General features: G+C 72.4%; 17 protein-coding genes and 2 pseudogenes. 8 read left to right on the forward strand and 11 right to left on the reverse strand.

Features of this window, described 5'->3' with window-relative positions; translation table 11 throughout:
* The first annotated feature begins 337 nt into the window (after positions 1-337).
* Together K4G64_RS02495 and K4G64_RS02500 are read left to right on the forward strand one after the other, a co-directional pair.
* The gene (locus K4G64_RS02495) at positions 338-1,453 is read left to right on the forward strand and encodes an acyltransferase family protein (RefSeq protein ID WP_221754364.1); all 1,116 of its coding nucleotides are present in this window, start codon (positions 338-340) and stop codon (positions 1,451-1,453) included.
* Positions 1,454-1,714: 261 nt separating this feature from the next.
* On the forward strand, positions 1,715-2,707 hold the full coding sequence (locus K4G64_RS02500) for a sporulation protein (protein WP_221754365.1): 993 nt from the start codon (positions 1,715-1,717) through the stop codon (positions 2,705-2,707).
* 232 nt (positions 2,708-2,939) lie between these two features.
* On the opposite strand, the gene K4G64_RS02505 is transcribed toward K4G64_RS02500, so the two are convergent.
* On the reverse strand, positions 2,940-3,893 hold the full coding sequence (locus K4G64_RS02505) for a M56 family metallopeptidase (RefSeq protein ID WP_221754366.1): 954 nt from the start codon (positions 3,891-3,893) through the stop codon (positions 2,940-2,942).
* 6 nt (positions 3,894-3,899) lie between these two features.
* A complete protein-coding gene (locus K4G64_RS02510; protein ID WP_031112169.1) occupies positions 3,900-4,286 on the reverse strand; it encodes a BlaI/MecI/CopY family transcriptional regulator in 387 nt (128 codons plus the stop codon).
* A gap of 156 nt (positions 4,287-4,442) precedes the next feature.
* Between K4G64_RS02510 and K4G64_RS02515 the strand changes: the two genes are divergently transcribed.
* The 3 genes from K4G64_RS02515 (at position 4,443) to K4G64_RS02525 (ending at position 6,001) form a co-directional block, all read left to right on the forward strand.
* Positions 4,443-5,018, forward strand: a complete 576-nt coding sequence (locus K4G64_RS02515; RefSeq protein ID WP_221754367.1) for a TerD family protein — start codon at positions 4,443-4,445, stop codon at positions 5,016-5,018.
* Between the two features lie 78 nt (positions 5,019-5,096).
* Positions 5,097-5,762 (forward strand): hypothetical protein, encoded by a 666-nt coding sequence (locus K4G64_RS02520; RefSeq protein WP_221754368.1) that lies wholly within the window; start codon positions 5,097-5,099, stop codon positions 5,760-5,762.
* Positions 5,750-6,001: a twin-arginine translocase TatA/TatE family subunit gene (locus K4G64_RS02525; protein ID WP_221754369.1), complete on the forward strand. Its 252-nt coding sequence runs from the start codon at positions 5,750-5,752 to the stop codon at positions 5,999-6,001. The genes K4G64_RS02520 and K4G64_RS02525 overlap by 13 nt, the downstream gene beginning before the upstream one ends.
* A gap of 13 nt (positions 6,002-6,014) precedes the next feature.
* Here K4G64_RS02525 and htpG read toward each other — a convergent pair whose 3' ends face one another.
* From htpG to K4G64_RS02545, 4 genes are all read right to left on the reverse strand, one after another.
* Positions 6,015-7,913 (reverse strand): molecular chaperone HtpG, encoded by a 1,899-nt coding sequence (htpG, locus tag K4G64_RS02530; protein ID WP_221754370.1) that lies wholly within the window; start codon positions 7,911-7,913, stop codon positions 6,015-6,017.
* 86 nt (positions 7,914-7,999) lie between these two features.
* Positions 8,000-8,719, reverse strand: a complete 720-nt coding sequence (locus K4G64_RS02535) for a class F sortase (RefSeq protein WP_221754371.1) — start codon at positions 8,717-8,719, stop codon at positions 8,000-8,002.
* A 278-nt stretch (positions 8,720-8,997) separates the two neighbouring features.
* A complete protein-coding gene (locus K4G64_RS02540) occupies positions 8,998-9,744 on the reverse strand; it encodes a hypothetical protein (RefSeq protein ID WP_221754372.1) in 747 nt (248 codons plus the stop codon).
* Positions 9,745-9,940: 196 nt separating this feature from the next.
* The gene (locus K4G64_RS02545; protein ID WP_221754373.1) at positions 9,941-10,228 is read right to left on the reverse strand and encodes a DUF3040 domain-containing protein; all 288 of its coding nucleotides are present in this window, start codon (positions 10,226-10,228) and stop codon (positions 9,941-9,943) included.
* Between the two features lie 319 nt (positions 10,229-10,547).
* Between K4G64_RS02545 and K4G64_RS02550 the strand changes: the two are divergent.
* Positions 10,548-10,811 (forward strand): annotated as a pseudogene (locus tag K4G64_RS02550) (LuxR C-terminal-related transcriptional regulator); the annotation flags it as partial.
* Between the two features lie 26 nt (positions 10,812-10,837).
* Here K4G64_RS02550 and K4G64_RS02555 read toward each other — a convergent pair.
* The 3 genes and pseudogenes from K4G64_RS02555 to K4G64_RS02565 all read right to left on the reverse strand — a co-directional run bounded on the left by K4G64_RS02555 (position 10,838) and on the right by K4G64_RS02565 (position 15,118).
* Positions 10,838-12,071: pseudogene (locus K4G64_RS02555) on the reverse strand (cation:proton antiporter).
* Between the two features lie 291 nt (positions 12,072-12,362).
* Positions 12,363-13,829 carry an L-fucose/L-arabinose isomerase family protein gene (locus K4G64_RS02560; protein WP_221754374.1) on the reverse strand — a complete coding sequence of 489 codons (1,467 nt, stop codon included), beginning with the start codon at positions 13,827-13,829 and terminating at the stop codon, positions 12,363-12,365.
* Between the two features lie 2 nt (positions 13,830-13,831).
* On the reverse strand, positions 13,832-15,118 hold the full coding sequence (locus K4G64_RS02565) for an MFS transporter (protein WP_221754375.1): 1,287 nt from the start codon (positions 15,116-15,118) through the stop codon (positions 13,832-13,834).
* A 208-nt stretch (positions 15,119-15,326) separates the two neighbouring features.
* On the opposite strand from K4G64_RS02565, the gene K4G64_RS02570 reads away from it, so the two are divergent.
* Positions 15,327-19,286: a glycosyl hydrolase gene (locus tag K4G64_RS02570; protein WP_221754376.1), complete on the forward strand. Its 3,960-nt coding sequence runs from the start codon at positions 15,327-15,329 to the stop codon at positions 19,284-19,286.
* On the opposite strand, the gene K4G64_RS02575 is transcribed toward K4G64_RS02570, so the two are convergent.
* Together K4G64_RS02575 and K4G64_RS02580 are read right to left on the reverse strand one after the other, a co-directional pair.
* Entirely contained in the window at positions 19,274-20,293 is a 1,020-nt protein-coding gene (locus K4G64_RS02575) for a LacI family DNA-binding transcriptional regulator (protein ID WP_221754377.1), read from the reverse strand. The genes K4G64_RS02570 and K4G64_RS02575 overlap by 13 nt on opposite strands.
* Before the next feature lie 133 nt (positions 20,294-20,426).
* Positions 20,427-20,858: a helix-turn-helix domain-containing protein gene (locus K4G64_RS02580; protein WP_221754378.1), complete on the reverse strand. Its 432-nt coding sequence runs from the start codon at positions 20,856-20,858 to the stop codon at positions 20,427-20,429.
* 77 nt (positions 20,859-20,935) lie between these two features.
* Between K4G64_RS02580 and K4G64_RS02585 the strand changes: the two genes are divergently transcribed.
* Positions 20,936-21,787 (forward strand): class I SAM-dependent methyltransferase, encoded by an 852-nt coding sequence (locus tag K4G64_RS02585; RefSeq protein ID WP_221754379.1) that lies wholly within the window; start codon positions 20,936-20,938, stop codon positions 21,785-21,787.
* The last annotated feature ends 11 nt before the right edge of the window (positions 21,788-21,798 follow it).

Consider the following 21,798-nt stretch of genomic DNA (forward strand, 5'->3'; position numbering starts at 1 on the left):
CGGGCGGCTCGGTCACCCTGGGCCTCACGGCCTCCCGGTCGACCGCGAACCCCAGCCCGACGGCGTTCACCCTGAACGGCCCGGACGGCTCGGTGAGCTGACCGGGCCCCCGTGCGACGGTGCCGCCGCGCTCCGGTCCGGCGGCACCGCCCGCCGTTGCGCTGCGGAGCGAACCACCGCCAATGATGTGATCCGCGCTACAGCGAAGCGGCATGCGGTTTAGGCCGCCCCGCAGTGGTCAGGCGGCGGGGATGTCGCACCGGCTCCCCGTCGCCGTATCTCCGGCAAGACGCGCATACGCCCGTCCGGGTTCCCCGATCCCCGCGCGGGAGGCGTGATGAGCGAGGACACCCTGCGCATGCGCGCGGTCGCGACCGGCGAAGCGGAACGGAAGACGACGCCCGCGCCGGAACCGGGCGCCCGGCGGGACCCGTTCTTCGACAACGCCAAGTACCTGGCGATCGTGCTGGTGGCGATCGGGCACTCCTGGGAGCCCCTGCGGGACGGCAGCCGGGCGGCCGACGCGCTCTACATGGTCGTGTACGCCTTCCACATGCCGGCGTTCATCGTGATCTCCGGCTACTTCTCGCGCTCCTTCGACGCGAGCCCCGGCCGGATCAGGCGACTGGTCACCGGGCTCGCCGTGCCGTACGTCGTCTTCGAGACGGCATACACCCTGTTCACCCGCTGGACCGACCAGGAGCCGGTCCGGCCGGTGAGCCTGCTGGACCCGCTCTACCTGACCTGGTTCCTGGCCGCCCTGTTCATCTGGCGGCTGACCACGCCGATCTGGCAGCGCGTGCGGTGGCCGCTGCCGATCGCCCTCGTCATCGCGATGCTGGCGACGCTTTCGCCGTCGATCGGCAACGACCTCGATCTGCAGCGCGCTCTGCAGTTCCTGCCGTACTTCGTCGTCGGTCTGCTGCTGCGGCCCGAGCACTTCCGTCTGGTGCGGCGCCGCGCGGCGCGGATCCTCGCCGTGCCGGTGTTCGCCGGTGCGCTGGCCGTGGCCTACTGGGCGGTGACGCGGATGAGCGGCGCCTGGTTCTACCACCGGGACAGCGCCGCGGAGCTCGAGGCGCCCTCCTGGTACGGGCCCGTCATGACACTGGTGACCTTCGGTTGCTCGATGGTCCTGGTCGCCTGCTTCCTCGCCTGGGTGCCCGGCCGCCGCGCCTGGTTCACGGCGCTCGGGGCGGGCACGCTCTACGGCTACCTGCTGCACGGGTTCGTCGCGCAGGGATCCAAGTTCTGGGGCTGGTACGAGCCGGCGTGGGTGCACCGGCCCCTGGGCGAGATCCTGGTGACGGTCGCCGCCGCGGCGCTCGTGACGGTCCTCTGCACCCCGCCCGTGCGGCGGATGTTCCGCTGGGTGATGGAGCCCGACATGGCGTGGGCGTTCCGCCGGGACGCGCGCGATCAGGCGCGGGAGCGCAACGCCGTACGCGCCTGAGCGAACCGTCTCACGGAGCCCGTCCAGGAAGGCCGAGTTCACTGGGCCGCGTCGTGGGCTGAGCGGCTGCGGGGTCGGCGGGTTCTGGTGCCGCAGTCCGCCCGGGGGGCGGGCTGCGGCACCGTCGCGTCGGGAGGTGATCCCTTTTCGGACAATCACGGCGCGCTGGGACGCGCAGCGCGGCCTCCCTCCACCCGCACCCCCTATGCTTCTACATGCCTGTAGAAGCCAGTACACGCACATGAAGGAGTGGACGCCACCATGGTGTTCAAACGACTGCTCGGCGCGCTCGGTGTCGGCGGCCCCACGGCCGACACGGTGCTCGAACCCGCTTCGGTCCGGCCCGGCGGCACGCTCACCGGTCAGGTCCATCTCGTGGGCGGCAAGGCCGACTTCGAGATCGAGCACATCACCCTGGAGCTGGTGGCCCGGGTCGAGGCGGAGCACGAGGGCGGTGAGAGCGAGGGTGTCGTGGCCTTCGACCGGTTCACCGTCGGCGGCGGCTTCCGGCTCGCGGAGGGCGAGCAGCACAGTGTGCCGTTCAGCGTGGTCCTTCCGTGGGAGATCCCGATCACGGAACTGCACGGGCAGAGCCTGGGCGTGGTCCTCGGGGTGCGCACCGAGCTGTCGGTGGCGGGCGCGAAGGACAAGGGCGACCTGGATCAGCTGAGCGTCGCACCGCTGCCCGTGCAGGAGGCCGTGCTGGAAGCCCTCGGCGGACTCGGCTTCGGCTTCAGGTCGGCCGACCTCGAGTACGGGCGCATCGGCGGTACGGGTCAGCGACTGCCCTTCTACCAGGAGATCGAGCTCGTCCCCGCGCCGCAGTACGCGCAGCGGTTCAACGAGATCGAGCTGACGTTCCTGGCGGACCCGGGCGGCATGGAGGTCGTGCTGGAGGCGGACCAGCGGGGCGGTCTCCTGTCGCCGGGCCATGACGCGCTCACCCGGTTCACCGTCTCCCACGACGGCGTTGAGCAGCAGGACTGGCCCGCGATCGTCGACGGCTGGATGCGGCAACTGGCCGAGCACCGGTCGTCCGGCTACGACTCCCCCACCGCGTTCGGCCCTGGCTTCGGCCACGGGCACGACGCCGGGCACCACGAAGGCCGCCGCTCGGGTCCCGGCGTGGGCACGGCCGTCGCCGCGGGTGCGGCGGGGCTTGCGGTCGGGGTCGTCGGCGGCATGGTCGCTGCCGAAGTCGTTGACGAAGTCGGGGACTTCTTCGAGGGCGAGGAGGAGGAAGAGGAGGGCTGAGGGACCGGGTGTCTCCCGTTGTCTGCCGGGGGCGGCGCCGTCGTGGCTTGTCGCGCCGTTCCCCGCGCCCCTCAGGGCGCGCACCGCGTGGAGGGCGAGCAGGGCTGTCGTCAGGGCTCGGCGGCATCCGGGGTGGGGCTTCCCGGCGTCTGCCCGGGGCGGCGCCGTCGTGGCTTGTCGCGCAGTCCCCCGCGCCCCCCAGAGCGCGACCCGGCGGCGGCCGAAGCCACCGTTAGAGCGGTGTCGCCGCGTGGAGGATGAGGACCATCGTCACGGCCGCGTTCGCGGAGGACATCGCCGAGACGGCCGTTCCCGCCGCCGCGCCCCAGGCTGCCAGGCCGACCGCCGTGAACACCGGCGGCCAGTCGTGCACGGCGGGAGCCGGGCCCAGGAGCGCCGCAACCCGGCGCGGCACCGGGCCGGGAGCGGCGAGTCCGGCGAGCGTGGGGAGCGGGGTGCCCCGCGAGACGAGCGCGGCCGTGCCGATCGCCCGCGCCACCGTGCGGCGGCTGCCGATCGCCCGGGCCGCCTCCTCGTCCGCCCAACGCTCCGCCGTGTACCCCACGGCGGTGCGCAGCGGCCGCAGGAACGGGTTGGCGCGGGCCGCCAGTTGCACGGCGAGCAGGAACCGGTCGTGGCGTGCGGCGAGGTGCGCCCGCTCGTGGGCGAACAGGGCCCGCCGCTCGGCCGGCCGGAGCCGGTCCAGCAGGGCCGTGGTCACCACGACCCGGCCGCGTCCCGCACCACGACTCGACACGCCCCCGGGCGGCAGCGCGTACGCGTAGGGCACGGCGTCGGGCAGCACCGCCACCTCCGTCCCCCGCAGCCCGGCCAGCGCCAGGTGCGCCTGGCGGCGCACCCGCCCGTGCCGCCGCACCGTCCGGGCGCAGGCGACCACGACCGCGCACAGCGCGGGAATCGCGGCCTTGCCCACGACCTCGTCGTAGGGCACCGCCGCCCGCACCTCGGGGTCGGACCAGCCGTCCGGCAGGGGATTGCCGGGGAGTTGGGCGGTGCCGACCACCATCACCAGCGCCAGGCACACCGTGCTGCACAACGCCAGCACCACGGCCAGCACCGTCAGCAGCCGGGTCGCGGTGCGTGGATGCAGATGCTGTTCGGCGAGGCGTGCGACCGGCCAGGCCGTGAGCGGAAGGATCAGTGGCAGAAAGACGAAGACCCCCATGAGGCGTCAGTCTTCCCCTTCGCCCTGGGCCTGATCCAGCAGGTCGCGCAGCAGCCGCTCCTCGTCGGGGCCGAGGCCGGTGACGAAGCTGGCCAGCACGGCCCCGCGGTCACTCTCGGCGTCCAGCACCTTGCGCATCTTCCGGGCGGCCAGGCCCGCCTGGTCCGAATCCGGTGTCCAGGCGAAGGACCGGCCGACCCGCTCCCGGGAGACCGCGCCCTTGCCCAGCAACCTGGTCAGGATCGTGATCACCGTTGTGTACGCGAGGTCACCGCCGAGGCGCTCCTGCACCCAGCCGGCCGTGGCCGGGCCGTCCGCCTCCCGCAGCGCCGACAGCACCAGCGCCTCCAGCTCACCCTGTCCCCGCCGGGGACGCTGCCCGGGATCCGTCACCGCCCTGCCTCGCTTTCGCCGCCCTGCGTTGCCCTTGCGGACATCGTATAGATCCACCGGCCCGATCCCGCCTACTTCTACATTGCTGTAGATTCAGAAAGGCATCCAGACCGTCATCCACACCGCACGCGTCAAGCGCTCAAGAAGGAGTAACCCGTGGGAGTTTCCCTGTCCAAGGGCGGCAACGTCTCGCTCAGCAAGGAGGCGCCCGGTCTCACCGCCGTCCTGGTCGGCCTGGGCTGGGACGTGCGCACGACCACCGGCACCGACTACGACCTCGACGCCTCCGCCCTGCTCCTCGACGCCTCCGGCAAGGTCCCCTCGGACCAGCACTTCGTCTTCTACAACCAGCTCAAGAGCCCGGACGGTTCGGTCGAGCACACCGGCGACAACCTCACCGGTGAGGGCGAGGGCGACGACGAGTCCGTCAAGGTGGACCTCGCCGCCGTCCCGGCCGAGATCGACAGGATCGTGTTCCCGGTGTCCATCCACGACGCCGAGAACCGCGGCCAGAGCTTCGGGCAGGTCCGCAACGCCTTCATCCGGGTCGTCAACCAGGCGGGCGGCCAGGAGATCGCCCGCTACGACCTGTCCGAGGACGCCTCCACCGAGACCGCGATGGTCTTCGGCGAGCTCTACCGGCACGGCGCCGATTGGAAGTTCCGCGCCGTCGGCCAGGGCTACGCCTCGGGGCTGGCCGGCATCGCCGCCGACTTCGGCGTCAACGTCTGAGACGGACCGACCGCGGCGCCGGGCCCGACCGCGTGTGGCCGGGCCCGGCGCCGCCCCAGCAACCGACCGGGAGACCATGTGGCCGACCCGTCCCGCCTCCGCCCGGACGACCGCGCGGACTTCGAAGCCGTACTGCACCACGCGCTGGGCACCGCGGACATCCGTGGCGTCCTGGGCGCCGACCCGACCGGCCGGGCGGCGGCGCACCTGCGCGCCCACGCGCTCGCCCACGCCGACGACATCGCGGCGGCGGCCGAGCGGCCGTACCGCTCCTACCTGGCCGTCCGCAGGGCCGCCCGCCACGAGACGCGGAGCCTGCTCGGCGCGGGCAGCCTGCTGCCGGCCCTCGCGGTGCTCACACCGCTCGTGGCGGGCACGTCCGCCGCGGCACTGCTCCTGATCGGCGGTCTGCTCCATGTCGCCGACACCCTCGGCCCGTTGCCCGGGTCGCTCGTCGCGGCCGGCTGGACCATGGCGCTCGTGGCGGCCGTGAACGGCCTCGTCACCCTGGCCGCCGTGCCGCACACGGCCCTGCGCCGGCGCGGTGGGCCCCCGGCCGCCGAACAGGTGGAGCACGCCCGGCTGGTCTGGCGGCAGGAGCTGCTCGACCGCGGGATGCTGCCGCACCTGCGCCGGCACCTGGGGCCGCATCCCGGGACGGCGATCACATCGTGCTCCCCGCCCGATACGCTCACGCCGTGCCCGGCCCGGGCGAGAGAGGACAGGACACCATGTTCGGACTGAGCGAGCTCGCGATCATTCTCATCGTCGTCATAGCCGTCATCGGGATGAAGAAGCTCCCCGAGCTGACCCGTTCGGCCGGCAAGGCGACCCGCATCCTGAAGGCCGAGGCCCGCGCGGCGAAGGACGAGGAGGCCGGGACGGCCCCGGCGCCCAAGGTGGTCCAGGGCGAGGTCGTCCCGCCGGGTACCGGCACCACCCCGCCCGGCGCCCGCCCGGCGGGCGCCCCGGACCACCCCTGATCCGGACCCGTGACTACAGCGTGCGCTCCAGGCGGTCCGCCACGAGCTTGACGAAGCGCGCCGGGTCCTTGGGCTGACCGCCCTCGGCGAGCACCGCCAGGGTGTGCAGCAGCTCGGCGGACTCGGCGAGTTCCGTACGGTCCTCGCTCGCCTGGTACGCCTGGTGCAGTCCCTTCACCAGCGCGTGGCCGGGGTTGAGCTCCAGGATCCGCTTGGTGCGCGGCACCTCCTGGCCCATCGCCCGGTACATGTTCTCCAGGGCCGGGGTCAGGTCGTGCGCGTCCGAGACGACGCAGGCCGGGGAGACCGTGAGCCGCGTGGAGAGGCGGACCTCCTTGATGTCCTCGTCGAGCCGCTCCCGCATCCAGCCGAGCAGCCCGGCGTACTCCTCGGCCTGCTTCTCCCGCTCCTCGCCGGCCTTCTCCTCGTCCTCGGCGTCGAGATCGATCTCGCCCTTGGCTACGGATCGCAGCGTCTTGCCCTCGTACGAGCCGACGGCGTCGACCCAGACCTCGTCGACGGCGTCGGTGAGCAGCAGGACCTCGATGCCCTTGGCCCGGAACGCCTCCATGTGCGGGGAGTTCTCGATGCTCTGCCGGGACTCGCCGGTGATGAACCAGATGTCGTCCTGGCCGTCCTTCATCCGCTCCACGTACTGCGCGAGCGTGGTCGGCTCGTCGGCGGAGTGCGTGGTCGCGAACGAGGAGACGGCGAGGATGGCGTCGCGGTTCTCGGAGTCGGTGACCAGGCCCTCCTTCAGGGCGGTGCCGAACTCGCGCCAGAACGTCGCGTAGCGCTCGGCGTCCTTGGTCCTGATCTCCTTGACCGTGGACAGCACCTTCTTGGTCAGCCGGCGCTGCATCATCCGGATGTGCCGGTCCTGCTGGAGGATCTCGCGGGAGACGTTGAGCGAGAGGTCCTGGGCGTCGACGACGCCCTTGACGAAGCGGAGGTAGGGCGGCAGCAGCGCCTCGCAGTCGTCCATGATGAACACGCGCTTCACGTACAGCTGGACGCCTCGCTTGAAGTCCCGTGTGAACAGGTCGTGCGGGGCGTGCGAGGGGACGAAGAGCAGGGCCTGGTACTCGAAGGTGCCCTCGGCCTGGAGCCGGATCGTCTCCAGGGGCTCGCGCCAGTCGTGGCTGATGTGCTTGTACAGCTCGTGGTACTCGTCGTCGGACACCTCGTCGCGGGAGCGCGCCCACAGGGCCTTCATCGAGTTCAGCGTCTCGGGCTCGGGCGCGTCCTCGCCGTCCTTCGCCTCCGGGACCATCCGGATCGGCCAGGTGATGAAGTCCGAGTAGCGCTTGACGATCTCCCGGAGCGTCCACTCCGAGGTGTAGTCGTGCAGCTGGTTCTCGGGGTCGGCGGGCTTGAGGTGGAGCGTCACGGACGTGCCCTGCGGCGCGTCGTCGACCCTCTCCAGCGTGTACGTCGCCTCGCCGCGCGACGTCCAGCGGGTTCCCTGGCCCTCGCCGGCGCGCCGGGTCACCAGCGTCACCTCGTCCGCCGCCATGAAGCCGGAGTAGAAGCCCACTCCGAACCGCCCGATGAGCCCCTCGGCCCCGGCCGCGTCCTTGGCCTCCTTCAGCTCCTCCAGGAACGCGGCGGTCCCCGAGTTGGCGATGGTGCCGATGAGCTTGCCGACCTCGTCGTACGACATGCCGATGCCGTTGTCCCGCACGGTGAGGGTGCGGGCCTCCTTGTCGACGTCGAGCTCGATGTGCAGGTCCGACACGTCGGCGTCGAGGGAGTCGTCCCGCAGCTTCTCCAGACGCAGCTTGTCGAGCGCGTCGGAGGCGTTGGAGACGAGCTCCCTCAGGAAGACATCCTTGTTCGAGTAGACCGAGTGGATCATCAGCTGGAGCAGCTGACGCGCCTCTACCTGGAACTCAAACGTTTCGGTCGTCATGGTTCGCGAATCCCTCACAGGTCCCACAGTCGCCTGAACTGGTGGGTGTCACTGTAAAACACCAAGTCGGGCCGGGGCCCCGGAAGTCAGACGAGGTGGGCGAAGACGACCAGGTTCTCGGTGTAGTCCCGGGCCTTACGGTCGTAGGAGCCGGCGCAGGTGATGAGCCGGACCTGGGCCCTGGGGGTGTCGCCGTACACGCGGTCGCTGGGGAAGGCGTCCTTCTCGAACGACTCCGTGGCGTCGACGGCGAACGTCGCCTTGCTGCCGTCGGCCCGGGCCACCTGGAACCGGTCGCCCTTCTTCAGCGCGTTGAGCCCGGCGAACACGGCCGGGGCGGTCGCGGTGTCCACGTGCCCGGCGATGATCGCGGTGCCGGCCTCCCCGGGCGTGTGGCCCTTGGCGTACCAGCCGACGAGGTTGGTGTCGTCCGCCGGTGGCGGCTCCAGCTGCCCGGAGTCGTTGATGGCGAGAGCGGTGAAGGGTGCGTCGACCGAGATCTTGGGAATGAGCAGACGCACCGGCCGGGACCGCGGCAGATGGGGGCCGGACGCGCCGGGCCGGTCGGGCACCGCGGACGGCGACGGTCTGTCGGGCAGATCGGGGCCGGCCGAGGCGGCGGCCACGGCGGGCGGCGCGTGCGGCGGGCCGGCGGAGTCGGGCGATTCACCGCGGCCGCCGACCAGGTTCACGGTCAGGACGAGGGCGGCAACCACCCAGAGCACCGTCACGACGCGGCGGAACCGTCGCTTCGCCGGGGCGGGGCCGAGGCCGAGGTCGGGAAGAGTGGGGGGACTGGCTGCCATCAAGGACCACCTCATTCAGGCACGGCAGCGGGCACGGCACGTGGGAGGGGGGACCAGGGGGCTTCTGACGGATCTCCGCGGAGGAGGGAGCGGCGTCCGGTGCGCGTTCCCGGCGGGCCGGACGGGAGGTCTCGTAGCTGAGCCACCAGGCATTTCACCCGGTGGGGCGACAGCACGTGCCGGCGTCGCGGCACCGCGGAGCTCCGTCTGAAGCCCCCAGGCCGGGCCGCCGCGACGCGAGGAGCGTGCGGCGGCCACGGCGCTATGTCAGGCACCGGTCACGCGGCGCCCTGCGAGGCCCGCTGGCGACGCAGCGCGAACAGACCGGTACCGGCCACCGCCAGCACCGCCAGACCACCTGCGGTCACGCCCGGAGCGGAGGCCAGGCCGCCGCCGCCGGTGTGCATGCCGCCGTGCGGCTTCTTGTGCTTGCCCTCCCAGGAACCCTTGTCGTGCTTGCCCCCTTCGTCCTTGCCGCCCCAGTCGCCCTTGTCGCCGGAGCCGCCCTTTTCCTGCTTGCCGCCCCAGTCGCCCTCGTCGTCCTTGTAGGTGCCCGGGTCGTACTTGGAGCCCTCCCAGTCGTCCGAGTTCACGGACGCCAGCGCCCCGCCGCCGGTGTGCATCCCGCCGTGCGGCTTGTGGTGCTTGTCGTGCTTGCCCTCCCAGCCCTTCTCCTGCCCGTCTTCCTTGCCGTGCTCCTTGCCCTCTTCGTCGCCCTTGTCGCCCCAGTCGCCCTTGTCCTTCTCGGAGGAGTCCCAGTCGTCAGCGGTCACCGCGGACAGCGCTCCGCCACCCGTGTGCATGCCGCCGTGGGGCTTGTGGTGCTTGTCGTGCTTGCCCTCCCAGCCCTTCTCCTGCCCGTCTTCCTTGCCGTGCTCCTTGCCGTGCTCCTTGCCGTGCTCCTTGCTGTAGGAAGTGGTGTCGTGGTCACTGTCACCCATCGCGTCGGCGTAGGCGGCGGGTGCGGCGATCGCGAGGGCGGCCGTGGCGGTGGCCGTCGCGAGCATCATGCGGGCAGAGCGCATCGGTGAGTCCTTTCGTCGCGAGCCGGGCAGCTGACGCCTCGCCAGCTCACGAGACCCGCCCTCGACGTGAACCACCGTCAAACGAGCCGGACCGTCCCACCATCCGGGGCGTGCACACGGGTTAAGACGACACCCTGACGGCGGCACACCGGGGCTGTCCGGGCCGCCTCCGGAAGGGCCCGGAGGACCGCCCGCGTCAGCGCCGCCCGAACCCCCGGTGCGTCATACGGGCCGGGTCCGGATCGGCCAGTTGCGCCGCCATGCCCACGAGGACGAGCCCGCCCGCGATGAGCAGCCCCTGGGCCAGGGCGATGCCGGTGCCCAGCACGACGACGCCGAGTGCCAGCCCCCACCAGGCACCGGTGCGCCGGTACTCGCGGGGCCGGGCCGGCCGACCGGTTCTCATGGCCCGGGTGAACCGGGGGTCCTCCCGCTCGAGTCGTGCTTCGAGATCGACCAGACGCTGGTCTTCGGACTGGGGCACGGCTTCTCCTTCCGGAACCCGAGCGCTTTGAGGCAGGGCACGGCCGAGGCCATGACAAGTCCTGGGGTGTCGGGCCCTGTGCGGTGCGGAGGGAGACAGGCCTGCGATGGGGCGGAACGCCCGGCCGCGGCTGTCTCACCAGGGCTTCAGCTTCTCCCCCCCTCCGGCGGCTTCCACCATCGGGCCCCACCCTCATCCTTCCCGGTGGCCGCCCCCCATGAACGCCGCTCCGGACGGCGTGTGTTCGGCCCGAGGATGGGCGCTGTCACGGATGGCGGTACGGGCCCGGTGGCACCCACGCTGGGTGTGGACGGTCTCCGGTGCCGTCGACGCGCTGATCCGCGACCATCTCGACGGGGTCCGAGAGGGCGGCGCGGGGTCCTCCCGGACCCTCACCGACCGCGAGGAGGGGATCCTCAAGCTCGTCGCCGAGAGTCACACTTCGCAGCAGATCGCCGAGCTGCTGGTCATCAGCCGCAAAACGGTGGAGCGGCACCGGGCGAACGTGCTCCAGAAGCTCGGTCTGAAGGACCGTCTGGAACTGACCCGCTACGCCATCCGCGTCGGGCTGATCGAACCCTGAGCGCGCCCGGGGACGGCCGCCGCCCGCTACCGTTCGGCCTCGGCGGGCTGCGGGGCGGACGGTGCGCCGTCGCTCTCGGGACCGACGTCGTACGCCGGGGACGTGCGGCGGCGGGGCAGGAGCTCCTGGCCGGCCCGCAGCGCGCGGGCGAGCAGGTGCGCGCGTCCGGCGGCGATGGGTCCGAGGACCGCGAGGACGAGGACGTACCCGGCGATGAACGGGGCGAGCCGGGCGTCGAGTCCCGCGCCGGCGGCCATGGCGGCCAGGATCAGCGCGACTCCCCGCGGGCCACGAGGGTGGTGGCGATCTCGGCGGCGGGGTCGATGCCGTAGCAGTACACCCGGGCGACGAGGAGACCGGCGAGGACGTTCATGACGAGGGTCAGCGCGGCCGCCGCGGTGACGGGTCCGACGACGGAGACGATGTCGCCGGGGTCGATGGAGAGGCCGAAGGCGAAGAAGAAGATGGCCACGAAGGCGTCACGCAGCGGGTGCACCAGGTCCCGGATGCGCGGGCCGGAGGGGGTGCCGGCCAGGATCAGGCCGACCATGAACGCGCCGATGGCGTCGGCGGCCCCGAGGACCTCGGCGACTCCCGCCACCAGGACGGCCGCGCCGAGGAAGCTGATGACGAGCAGTTCGTTGTCGCGGGTCGCGATGAGCCGCCCGACCGGTTTGGTGCCGTAGCGGGCCGCCGCGGCCAGCAGCAGCAGGAAGCCGAAGGCCTTGGCGCCCTGCAGGACCATGTCGCCGACGCCCTGGGCGCCGCTGATGACGGGCTGGAGGGCGGCCAGGTACAGCGCGAGGAAGATGTCCTCGACCACGATGACGCCCAGGGTGAGGCGCGTCTCCGGGCGGCCGATGCGGCCCAGGTCGATGAGGATCTTGGTGACGATGGCGGACGAGGAGATCCCGAGGACACCGGCGAGGACCAGTGCCTCCCGGACGCCCCAGCCCAGCGCGAAGCCGAATCCCAGGCCCGCGCCGACGTTGAACAGCAGGTAGATCCCGCCCGCTGTCAGCAGCCGCCGGCCGCCGCTCCTGAGGTCGTCGAGGGGAAACCCAGGCCGAGGTAGAACAGCAGCAGCACCAGTCCGAGTGCGGAGAGCATCTCGAAGTCGTGTGCGTCCTGGACGATGACCGGACCGGGGGTGTGAGGGCCGAGCAGGATGCCCGCGAGCATGAACAGCGGGATCGTGGGGAGGCCGATTCTGCCGCCGAGGCGGGCGAGGAGGGCGGCGGCCAGGAAGGCTCCGCCCATGGCGAGAAGGCTGTCAGCGTGTCCCACGGATCACCACCTTCGTGGACGCGCAGGCGGATCGTTTCACTGAGCGGGGATGGATAAGGGCTCCTCCTCCAGGGGTGTGACGGGCGGTGGCGTGCGCCTCTCGGCGCGTCCCGAGGCGGCGGCCATGACAATCGGCGCGGGCGGCTCGGGCGGTGCTGCCAGCCTCACACGGGCCCCGGGCCCGTCACCATCGGTGTCCGCACCCACATCCGGGTGGGGACGACACCCATCCTCGACGACACCGGGCTCGCCCAGGTCGGCCCGTCACACCTGCCGGTGGTCGATGCCCAGCAGGCTCGCGGCCGCCCGGAAGTCGGCCGTGCGGTGGCCGACCGCGAGGGACCAGTGGTGGCCGACGCCCGTGGCGCTCCAGGCGTCGACCCATTCGCCGGGGTCGCGGCCGAAGCCGACCCGGCTGGTGGTGTTGCCGATCTCCAGCAGCGGTCCCGGTACGACGGTGCCCTCGGAGGTGACGAAGGACAGGCTGCCGTCGGCGTCCTGGCCGAGGCCGAGCAGGGTGACGGGGCCGTGCCGGACGTCGAGCTCGACGCTCACGCCCCAGCCGCGCTTGCCGTGGTAGACGCCGAGACCGCGCAGCAGCGGGTCGCGGGCGCCGAGCGCGAGGTGGGCGGGGCCGTCGTGGCCCATCTCCACGACGCCGTCCTCGAAGTCGAGGGCCTGGATCTCGGTGAAGGAGCCTCCGGCACCGACGCTCTGGGAGGCCAACTGGGCGACCGACGTGCGCAGTTCGTACTCACCGGCCGCGGGCACGCCCCGGGCGGTCAGCAGGGAGGCGCCGAGGATCATGCCGGCGGCGAGCCGCTCGTGCAGTTCGCCGTCGAGCCCCCGGTGGTAATAGGCGAGGCTGTCGAGACCGAAGTCCTCTACCAGCCGGTCCAGGGCGACGGACACGGTCGCGCCCCAGGCGAAGTCCTCCTCCACCACGCTCTCGTCGAGGGTGAACAGCTGCCGGGCGAGCGCCATCCGCTCCCTGGTCTCCGCCTCCGTCACCTGGTCCACGCGGTGCCGCAGGTCGTCGAACTCCAGGACCTCCACGTGCGAGCCGAAGGTCGTGGCGAGCAGGGTCGGGTCGGTCTGCACGTCGAGCATGCCCGGGTAGACGTGCCCCATGAGGCCGTGCCGGGCGTGCCGGAGCGCGGCCCGGATGCGGGCGGCCCGGATCCACTGCTCGATGCGCCGCCAGGCGGACTCCTGGTGCAGCCAGCCCGACACCGACCGGAAGGGGATGCCGGCACGGCGGAAGACGTTGCCCACCTCGGGGACGGAGCACTGGGCGCAGTAGGCCAGCCAGTCCCCCGTGCCGAAGGTCGCGTGGTCCATCCTCTGCGACGGCTGGAGGTCGACGACCAGGACCGGGGTGTGCGAGCGCTGTGCGATCGGCAGCACCATCGAGGAGGTGAGGTACGTGGTGAGGAACAGCACGATCAGGTCGCAGTCGGCCCTGCGCAACTCCTCGGCGGCGCGGGCGCCTTCCCGGGCGTCGGAGACGAACCCGGCGTCGGTCACCTCGGCGTCCATCTCCCGGAAGCGGTCCGCGACATGGGCGGCCGATTCCTTCAACCGCGGGAGGAGGCCGGGGAACTGGGGCCAGTACGTGCCGAGTCCGCCGGCGACCAGTCCGATCCGGGTGCGGCGCCGGGTGACCGGGGGCAGCAGGTCGTGCAGGGCGGCGGTGCTCCGTACGGCCGTGCGGTCCGCGGTCGTTGCCATGGTCAGTGCTCCTTGTCGGAGAGGCCGGCGGGCCAGGTGCTGGGGACGCGCAGGTCCGCCGCGTCCCGCGCGGGGTTCGCGGAGCGCGGGACCAGGACGTGGATGATGAACGCGCCCGCGAGCGCCGCCGCGGTCATGCAGGCGGTGATCGTCCAGAGCAGGACGGCCGGGCTGTGGTCGGCCAGGGCCGGGGTGAAGAACGCCGCGACCGCGAAGACGCCCCGGGACAGGGCGTAGGTCAGGCCCTGGGTGGTGCCGCGGGTGTCGGCGGGCAGTGTGAGCTGCGACCAGACCTTGTAGTTGGTCTCTCCGGCGAAGGGGTGGGAGAGCTGGTAGAGCACGAAGAAGACGAGCATGCCGACGAGCGCGCCGGCCGTCAGGGACGCGATGACGAAGGCGAGGATCTGCACCACCGCGGCCACATGGAACAGCCGGTCGCGCCAGGGGCTGTCGGCGACGCGCACGAAGGCGAGGGTGAGCAGCACGCCCACGGGGATGAAGGCCAGGTTGATCCCGGTGGCGAGGCTCTGCGAGGCGTCGCTGACGGTGACGAGCAGATAGGTGCCGAACTGCCCGAAGGTGTTGGCCCCGAGGCCCCAGGTTACGTAGAAGACGAAGGTCGCGGCCATCGGCAGCACGGCGGCGCGGGTCCACACGCTCTTCAGGGAGATACTCTCCGCAGCGGTCTCGGTGTCCGGTTCCGACAGCGCGTCGGGCAGCTTCAGCCGGGACCTCAGGGCCCAGGTGACCAAGGCGGCGACGGCAAGTTGCCCGGTGATGAGCCGGGCCCCGGTCATGCCCGTGGTGGACAGGACGAAGCCGAGGAAGATGGCGACGGCGATGCCCAGCATCCACATGACCTGCGTGAACGCCACCAGCCTCCCCCGGGCCCAGGCGGGCGCGGCGTCCGACACCACGGCCAATGACGTCGGCAGGTCGGCGCCGGCCGCGAGCCCCGCGACGAGGACGCCGACGAGCAGGGTGATGTCGTCCGGTGCGAGGGTGATGACGAGGGCGCCGATCGCGAAGCAGAAGATGTCCCAGTTGTAGACGCGGCGCCGGCCGAAGAGATCGGCGAGCCGTCCGCCGACGAGGGATCCGACGGCGATGCAGCCGGTGACGATCGCGCTGATCGCCCCGGCCATCCACACGCCCATGTCGTAACTGTCGCGGTAGATGGCCAGGTTGACGGAGATGCTCACGATCAGCCCGGCGTCGAGGTAGGAGGCCATGCCCGACAGGGCGGCGGCCTTCCAGAGCGGTGGGGGGATGGGGCGGGTACCGGCCATGATGCGACTCCGTCGTCTGGTGACATCGCGGTTCCGGGGGCCTGGTCGCTGCGAATATAGGGCGGGAAAAACGTTGCAACAAGGTGTCGCGCACGCATGGCCGACATGACGCCGAAATCCTGGGTTCCGTACGGGGATATGGACCGCCCGCCCCAGCTCGCCTACGGTGAAGACGGCCTGAAAACGTTTCAGGGGAAGGACCGAGTCCGTGATCTCCCCCGAGCTCCGGCGACTGTTCGACGATCCGCCCCGCGACTTCGGCCCCACCCCCCTGTGGTGGTGGTCGGGGGCCAAGGTGACCCGCGACCGACTGGCCTGGCAGATGCGGGCGTTCGCGGAGGGCGGGGTCCACAACCTGGTGGTCATCAATCTGGCCCCGGCCGGCCCGACGTTCGGGGCCCGGGCCGACGATCCGGTGTGGTTCGGCGAGGAGTGGTGGGCGCGCTTCACCGACACCTGCGAGATCGCCGCCGAGCTGGGCACGCGGCTGTGGTTCTACGACCAGATCGGGTTCTCCGGGGCCAATGTGCAGGGCGGTGTGACGCGGCGTCATCCCGAGGCCGCCGGACTGGCGCTGCGCTGCCGTGACGCCCGCGTCGTGCGGGGTTCTGTCGCCCTGACGGATGCCGAGACGCCGCTGGCCGCGTACTCCCGGCAGGGCCGGCGGCTCGACCTCGACGCGGACGGGCGGACGGCCTCACCCGACGGAACCGAGGTGCGGCTCGTGACCGCCGTCCCCACCGCGTTCGACTACCTGGACCCGCACTCCGTGGGCCTGTTGATGGACACGGTCCACCACGAGTACGACCGCCGCGTGCCGGAGTACCTCGGCGGCGTCATCGCTGGCAGCTTCCAGGACGAACTGCCCGGCACCAACGCCTGGAGCCGCCGTTTCGCCGAAGAGTTCCGCGCACGGCGCGGCTACGATCTGCTCGACCATCTGCCGGCCCTGTTCGGCACGGACGCCGGGGTGCCCGAGGGGAGGATCCGCTCCGACTACTACGCGGTCCGAGCGCAGCTGACCGAGGAGGCCCTGTTCCGGCCGCTCGCCGCCTGGCACCGCGAGCGCGGTCTGCTGCTGGGCAGCGACCAGAGCCATCCCGCCCGAGCGGGCTACCCGGCCCAGTCCACGCAGATCTACACCGACTACTTCCGCACCCACCGCTGGTACGGCGCCGCGGGCAGCGACCACCACGGCGACGCCAAGGTGCACTCCTCCATGGCCCACCTCCACGGCCACGAGCGCGTGTGGATCGAGGCGTTCCACTCCTCCGGCTGGGGCGGCACGCTGGAGGACACCTACGACTGGCTGCTGCCGTTCCTGCGCAGCGGCGCCAACCTGTACAACCCGCATGCCAGTTACTTCGGCACGGCAGGCGGCTGGTTCGAGTGGGCGCCGCCGTCGACCGACTGGCGCCAGCCCTACTGGAAGCAGTACCCGGCGTTCTCCCGGGCCGTGGCCCGGATCTGCTCGATCATGTCCTGGGGCGGCTACGCGGCCGATGTGGCCGTGCTGCATCCGACCGCCACCATGCAGGCGCTGATCCCGCTGGACGCACCGGTCCGGCACTTCGGCGACGGGCGGCTGGGCGACGGCCATGCCGAAGCCGACCAGACCCAGCGCCACTACCTGGACCTGTGCGGCACCAACAACTGGCTCGCCCCGCACGCCGGTGCCCTGGACCGGCACGGGATCTCCTTCGACGTCGTCGACGACGACTCGGTCCAGCGCGCCGAGGCCACCGACGGCACCCTGCGGGTCGGGAGCCTGGCGTACAAGGCGGTCCTGCTGCCCTCGGCGAGCGTGCTGGAGGAGGGGACGGCACGGCGGCTGTCCGAACTGCTCGACAGGGGAGGGCGAGTGGTGGTCGTGGGCCGTCCGCCCCGGACTGCCGCGGGCCGGGCCGGTGACGACTCGGTGGTGACGGCCCTTCTGGCGCATCCCCGGCTGGAACGGGCGCCCGGCCCCGAGGCCGCCGCCGTGGCGGTGGCCGACGCGGCCGGGCACGCGACGGGCGACGTACCACTGCTCGTCCGGCGCAAGGGGCAGGAGGCGGTGGCCCTGGTCACGGCGGCCTTCCCGGAGATCGGCGCGCATCCACTGCGCCCGCCCGGCACCGCGCCCGAGCCCGCCCGCGATGCGTCCGTCACCGTCCGGGCGTGCGTGGCAGAGGCCGAGGTCTGGAACCCGGCGACCGGCTCCCGCGACCCCGCCCGTGTCACGGTCTCCGACGACGGTGCCGTGTCGACCATCGAGGTGCCCCTGGACGGCGCCCCCGCCGTCCTGGTCGTCTGGCGGGAAAGCGGTGCCGCACCGGTCCCGGCTCCCTCCGCGAGGAGGACCGCGGTCCGGACGGTCGACGTCTCGGCGGGCTGGCACGGCCGGCTGGTCCCCACGATGGACAACACCTGGGGCGATCTGGCGCTGCCCCCGGGAGCGTCCGTGGAGGAGCCGCAGATCTGGACCATGGAGTGGACCGAGGGCTCGGTCCGGGAGCGGATCCGTGTCACCTACGGCAACCGGGTCCGGGTGCTGCCCCCGGTGTCTCCCGATCGTGCGCCCGCACCGCTGGACACCGCGGACGCGGAGCGGGTCCTGGCCGGTGAACTGCCCCTCGTGCCGCCGGACTCGGACTGGGAGACCGGGGTGTACTCGTCGAGCCGCGGCCTGCCGGACCAGGGCGGCCTGCTGGGCACCAAGGGGCTGGTGAACGAGGAGTTCGTACGGGTCCCCGTGCCCTGCGGCGGCCAGGCCGCCCGGGTCCGGGCGATCGTGGAGACCGGTCTTCGGGGCCCCGCCGAGCTGCACGTCGGCGCGGAGGCGGTCAAGCGGGTGTGGTGGAACGGGCAGTCGCTGGGCTCGTACGCCGGCGGCTACCTCGCCTCCGCCCCGGTCACCGTGGCCCGTGGCCTCAATGTGCTGGAGTACGAGCTGTCGGACGCCCAGGACCGGCCCTCCACCATCTCGGCAGCCGCCGGCACGCCGCTCGGCAGCTTCTTCTGCCTCTCCGAACCGGGCGGGCTCGGCTCCCGGCCCCGGTTCATGCGCCCGCCCGACGCGGCCCGGCCCGACGGCCGGGTCTCCTATCGCGGACGGCTGTGGGTGCCGGCCGGTGAGGCGCGGACGGTGCTCGTCGTGGGTGCCGCCTCGGCGGTGACCGTGCTGGTGGGCGGGGAGGTGGTGGCGCGGCAGGAGAAGGTGGAGTACTACGCGGCGGACTGGGGCGCCGTGCCGATGTTCTTCCGCCATGAGCCGGAGCTGGGGGCGGGCGAGCACACGCTGGAGGTCGTGGCCGACACCTCCGACGTCCGGGACGCCGTGTTCGTGGATCTGGTGGCGACTTCCGGGTCCGCGGTGACGTCCCTGGTCAGTGGCGCCGGTTGGGAGGCCTCGACGGGCGCCTGGAGGGGCCGGACCGTCGAGGACACGCGCAGGCGCGGCGAGTTGCAGCACTGTCACGCCGCCGTGCGCCCCCACCCGCTGCCGGACACCGCATGGCTCAACGGGCGTCCGCTGCTTGGCGGTGCGGTACGGCCGTCGCGGACCACGGACGGCGTCCGGATGTCGCCCCAGCGCTTCCGGTTCACGGTGCCGGCGGGAACGGTGTCGCTGGAGCTGCCGTTGACCCTGCCCGCGCGAGTGCGGGTCGGGCAAGGAGCGGAACTGGCCTTGGCCTGCGACCGGTTACCCCTTCGTGAGCCGCTCGCGGCACCTGCCCGGGTCGAGGTGGTCACCGAGCCCACGGCGGTGCTGCGGGGTGGCTCCGCCTGGCACGGGCCGGTTCGGGTGCGGACCGTGCCGGCGCCGCTGGCCCTGGGCGACTGGCGCGAGCAGGGGCTGGCCGGCTGGAGCGGGGGCGTGACGTACACGCGCGTGGTGGAGGTGCCGCCCGGGCCCGATCCCGTGCTGGATCTCGGGCGGGTGCGGGGCAGTGTGGAGGTGTCGGTCGACGGGGAGTTCGCCGGTGAGGCGTTCTGTGTGCCGTACCGCTTCCCGTTGCCCGGTACCGCGGGGCGGACCGTTCGGCTGGAGGTGACGGTCCGGGGCACGCTGGCGCCCTACCTCGCGGAGGCGACGCCGACCGAATGGGCTTTCCCGTGCCAGCTGCCGTCGGGACTGTGGGGGCCGGTGACGCTGCGGATCCCGGTCGGGGGTCAGTCGTCGTAGGGCGGCCGGGTGGAGTCGCGCAGGACGAGGCCGGGGGCGAAGACGCGGGTCTCGTGGAGGTGGTCGGCCCGGGCCTCGATCTCGTCGAGCAGCATCTCCACGGCCGCCCGGCCCAGGTCCTCGACCGGCTGCCGGACCGTCGTCAGGGTCGTCGCCCCGAAGGTGGCGACGTCGAGGTCGCCGTAGCCGACGACCTGGACGTCCTCGGGGATGCGCACGCCCCGGTCGGTCAGGCCCCGGCACAGGCCGGCGGCGAGGAAGTCGTTGGTGCAGAACACCCCGTTGGGCAGGTCCTTCAGCCCGCGGGCGATCTCCGTGCCGTACGCGACGGTCATCCGCTCGGCGACGACCTGGTCGAGCCGGGCCCCGCGGCGGCTGCGCACGGCCTGCCGGGCGCCCTGGTAGCGGTCGGCGCACTGGCGTATCCCGCGCTCGCCGTTGACGACGAGGATGTCGCGGGCCCCGCTGTCGAGGAGGTGCTGTACGGCGATCCGGCCGCCCGCGATGTCGTCGACGGAGGCCGAGCAGCCCTCCCGGTCGGGCATCGCGCGGTCGGCCAGGACGAGTGGGATGCCCCGTTCGCGCAGCCGGGCCAGCCGGCCCGGGTCGGCGCTGAGCGGGACGACGACGACTCCGACGGCCCGCTGCCCGGCGAGCATGTTGAAGTAGCCCTGTTCCCTCTCCGGGGCGTCGCCGCTGTGGCAGAGGACCAGGGCGTAGCCGTGGTCGTAGGCCGCGTCGGCGGCGCCCCGGGCGATGCGCGCGTAGAAGGAGTTGGTGACGTCGGGCAGCACCAGACCGATCGCGGAGGAGTGACCGGTGCGCAGACCGGCGGCGCCCGGGTGGGGGACGTAGTCCAGCGCGGCCACGGCGCTGCGGACGCGCTCGGCGGTCCGGGCGTTGACCCGCTCGGGCCGGTTGAGCACGTTCGACACCGTCGACACCGAGACACCGGCGGCCGCGGCGACGTCCTGGATGCGGGCGGGGCGTGCCGGAACGGCGTCCACCCCCTCGCTGTTGCGGCCGCGCGACCAGGCACGACGATGGCTCTCACGGGCGCCGCAAGTATAACGTGACCGGGCGTGGAACGTTTTTTGCGCCGATGGTTCGGTGACCGCCCGGGCCGAGAGCGCGTGGCCGTCAACGGCGTTCGGGGGGCCGCCTTCCCGGCGCCGAGACACCGCCGGACGCCGCGGCGTCGATCAGGCGGCGGAAGGTGGAGCACTCCAGGTGGCTCGGCGCGGGGCATGCGGCGGCGTGCCGCAGGGAGTCCCGCAGGACGCCCAGTTCGCGGATCGTGCGGTCGAGTTCGTCCGCCCTGGCCGACAGCATGTCCCGGTCGATGCGTGGCCGCCCGTCCGGCGCGAACATCTGCGCGATCTCGTCGAGCGAGAACCCGGCCGTCCGCCCCAGCGCGATCAGCGCCAGCCGCTCCAGCACCCCGGGGTCGTACTGGCGGCGCAGGCCGCGCCGGCCGGTCGAGGAGATCAGCCCCTTCTCCTCGTAAAAGCGCAGCGTCGAGGCGGGCACTCCGGCGCGGTGCGCCACTTCTGCTATGTCCAGGTCTGTCATTGTCTTGACCTCAAGTCGACTTGAAGTAGAACGCTGTCATCCCGCCCCGGCGAAAACAAGCAGAGGGAGATACGACGATGGATGCCTCACGCAGGTCCTACGACGAACAGGCCGCCCGCTGGAACGGGCCCGCCGGCCACGCCTGGGTGGATCTCCAGGGGGTGCTGAACGAGATGTTCAGGCCGATCGAGGAGCTGCTCGTGGACGCCGTGGCCGCCGAACACGCGGCCGGGGTGCTGGACGTCGGCTGCGGCACGGGCAGCGTCACCCGGGCCGTCGCACGCAGGCTCGGGCACTGCGTGGGTGTCGACATCTCCGGCCCGATGATCGAGGAGGCCCGGGCGCGTGCCGAGCAGGAGGGCGTACCGGCGTCCTTCGTCCTGGCCGACGCGCAGGAGTACGCGTTCGAACCCGCCGCCTTCGACGCCGTCGTCTCGCGCTTCGGCGTCATGTTCTTCAGCGACCCCGTGCGGGCCTTCGCCAATCTGCGCAGCACGGTGAAGGACGGGGCCGGACTGCGGTGCGTCGTGTGGCGGGGGCCCGAGGAGAACCCGTTCATGACGACGGCGGAACGCGCCGCGGCCCCCTTCCTGCCGGAGCTTCCCGCCCGGCGGCCGGACCAGCCGGGCCAGTTCGCCTTCGCGGACCCGGAGCGGGTCCATCACATCCTGACGGAGAGCGGCTGGGCCGGCGTCGACATCGAGCCGGTCGACGTGGTCTGCACCCTGCCCGAGAAGGATCTCGTCACCTACTTCACCCGGCTCGGCCCCCTCGGCACGGTGCTGCCGGATGCCGACGAGCGCACCCGGGATGAGGTCGTCGAGGTGGTCCGGCCCGCCTTCGACCCGTTCGTGCACGGCACGGAAGTCCGCTACACCGCGGCCTGTTGGATGATCTCGGCGCGGGCCGCCACCGCGAAACTTTCGTGAGGTCCGGCCCT

It is taken from the genome of Streptomyces sp. WAC04114 (assembly GCF_019733245.1).
Taxonomy (GTDB): domain Bacteria; phylum Actinomycetota; class Actinomycetes; order Streptomycetales; family Streptomycetaceae; genus Streptomyces; species Streptomyces massasporeus_A.

What these genes read in the sequence shown, in the direction of transcription:
- K4G64_RS02580 (WP_221754378.1), bottom strand. Translation starts at nt 20,858, where the DNA reads ATGACAGACCTGGACATAGCAGAAGTGGCGCACCGCGCCGGAGTGCCC.
- K4G64_RS02495 (WP_221754364.1), top strand. Translation starts at nt 338, where the DNA reads ATGAGCGAGGACACCCTGCGCATGCGCGCGGTCGCGACCGGCGAAGCG.
- K4G64_RS02535 (WP_221754371.1), bottom strand. Translation starts at nt 8,719, where the DNA reads ATGGCAGCCAGTCCCCCCACTCTTCCCGACCTCGGCCTCGGCCCCGCC.
- htpG (WP_221754370.1), bottom strand. Translation starts at nt 7,913, where the DNA reads ATGACGACCGAAACGTTTGAGTTCCAGGTAGAGGCGCGTCAGCTGCTC.
- K4G64_RS02525 (WP_221754369.1), top strand. Translation starts at nt 5,750, where the DNA reads ATGTTCGGACTGAGCGAGCTCGCGATCATTCTCATCGTCGTCATAGCC.
- K4G64_RS02560 (WP_221754374.1), bottom strand. Translation starts at nt 13,829, where the DNA reads ATGGCAACGACCGCGGACCGCACGGCCGTACGGAGCACCGCCGCCCTG.
- K4G64_RS02565 (WP_221754375.1), bottom strand. Translation starts at nt 15,118, where the DNA reads ATGGCCGGTACCCGCCCCATCCCCCCACCGCTCTGGAAGGCCGCCGCC.
- K4G64_RS02500 (WP_221754365.1), top strand. Translation starts at nt 1,715, where the DNA reads ATGGTGTTCAAACGACTGCTCGGCGCGCTCGGTGTCGGCGGCCCCACG.
- K4G64_RS02540 (WP_221754372.1), bottom strand. Translation starts at nt 9,744, where the DNA reads ATGCGCTCTGCCCGCATGATGCTCGCGACGGCCACCGCCACGGCCGCC.
- K4G64_RS02505 (WP_221754366.1), bottom strand. Translation starts at nt 3,893, where the DNA reads ATGGGGGTCTTCGTCTTTCTGCCACTGATCCTTCCGCTCACGGCCTGG.
- K4G64_RS02585 (WP_221754379.1), top strand. Translation starts at nt 20,936, where the DNA reads ATGGATGCCTCACGCAGGTCCTACGACGAACAGGCCGCCCGCTGGAAC.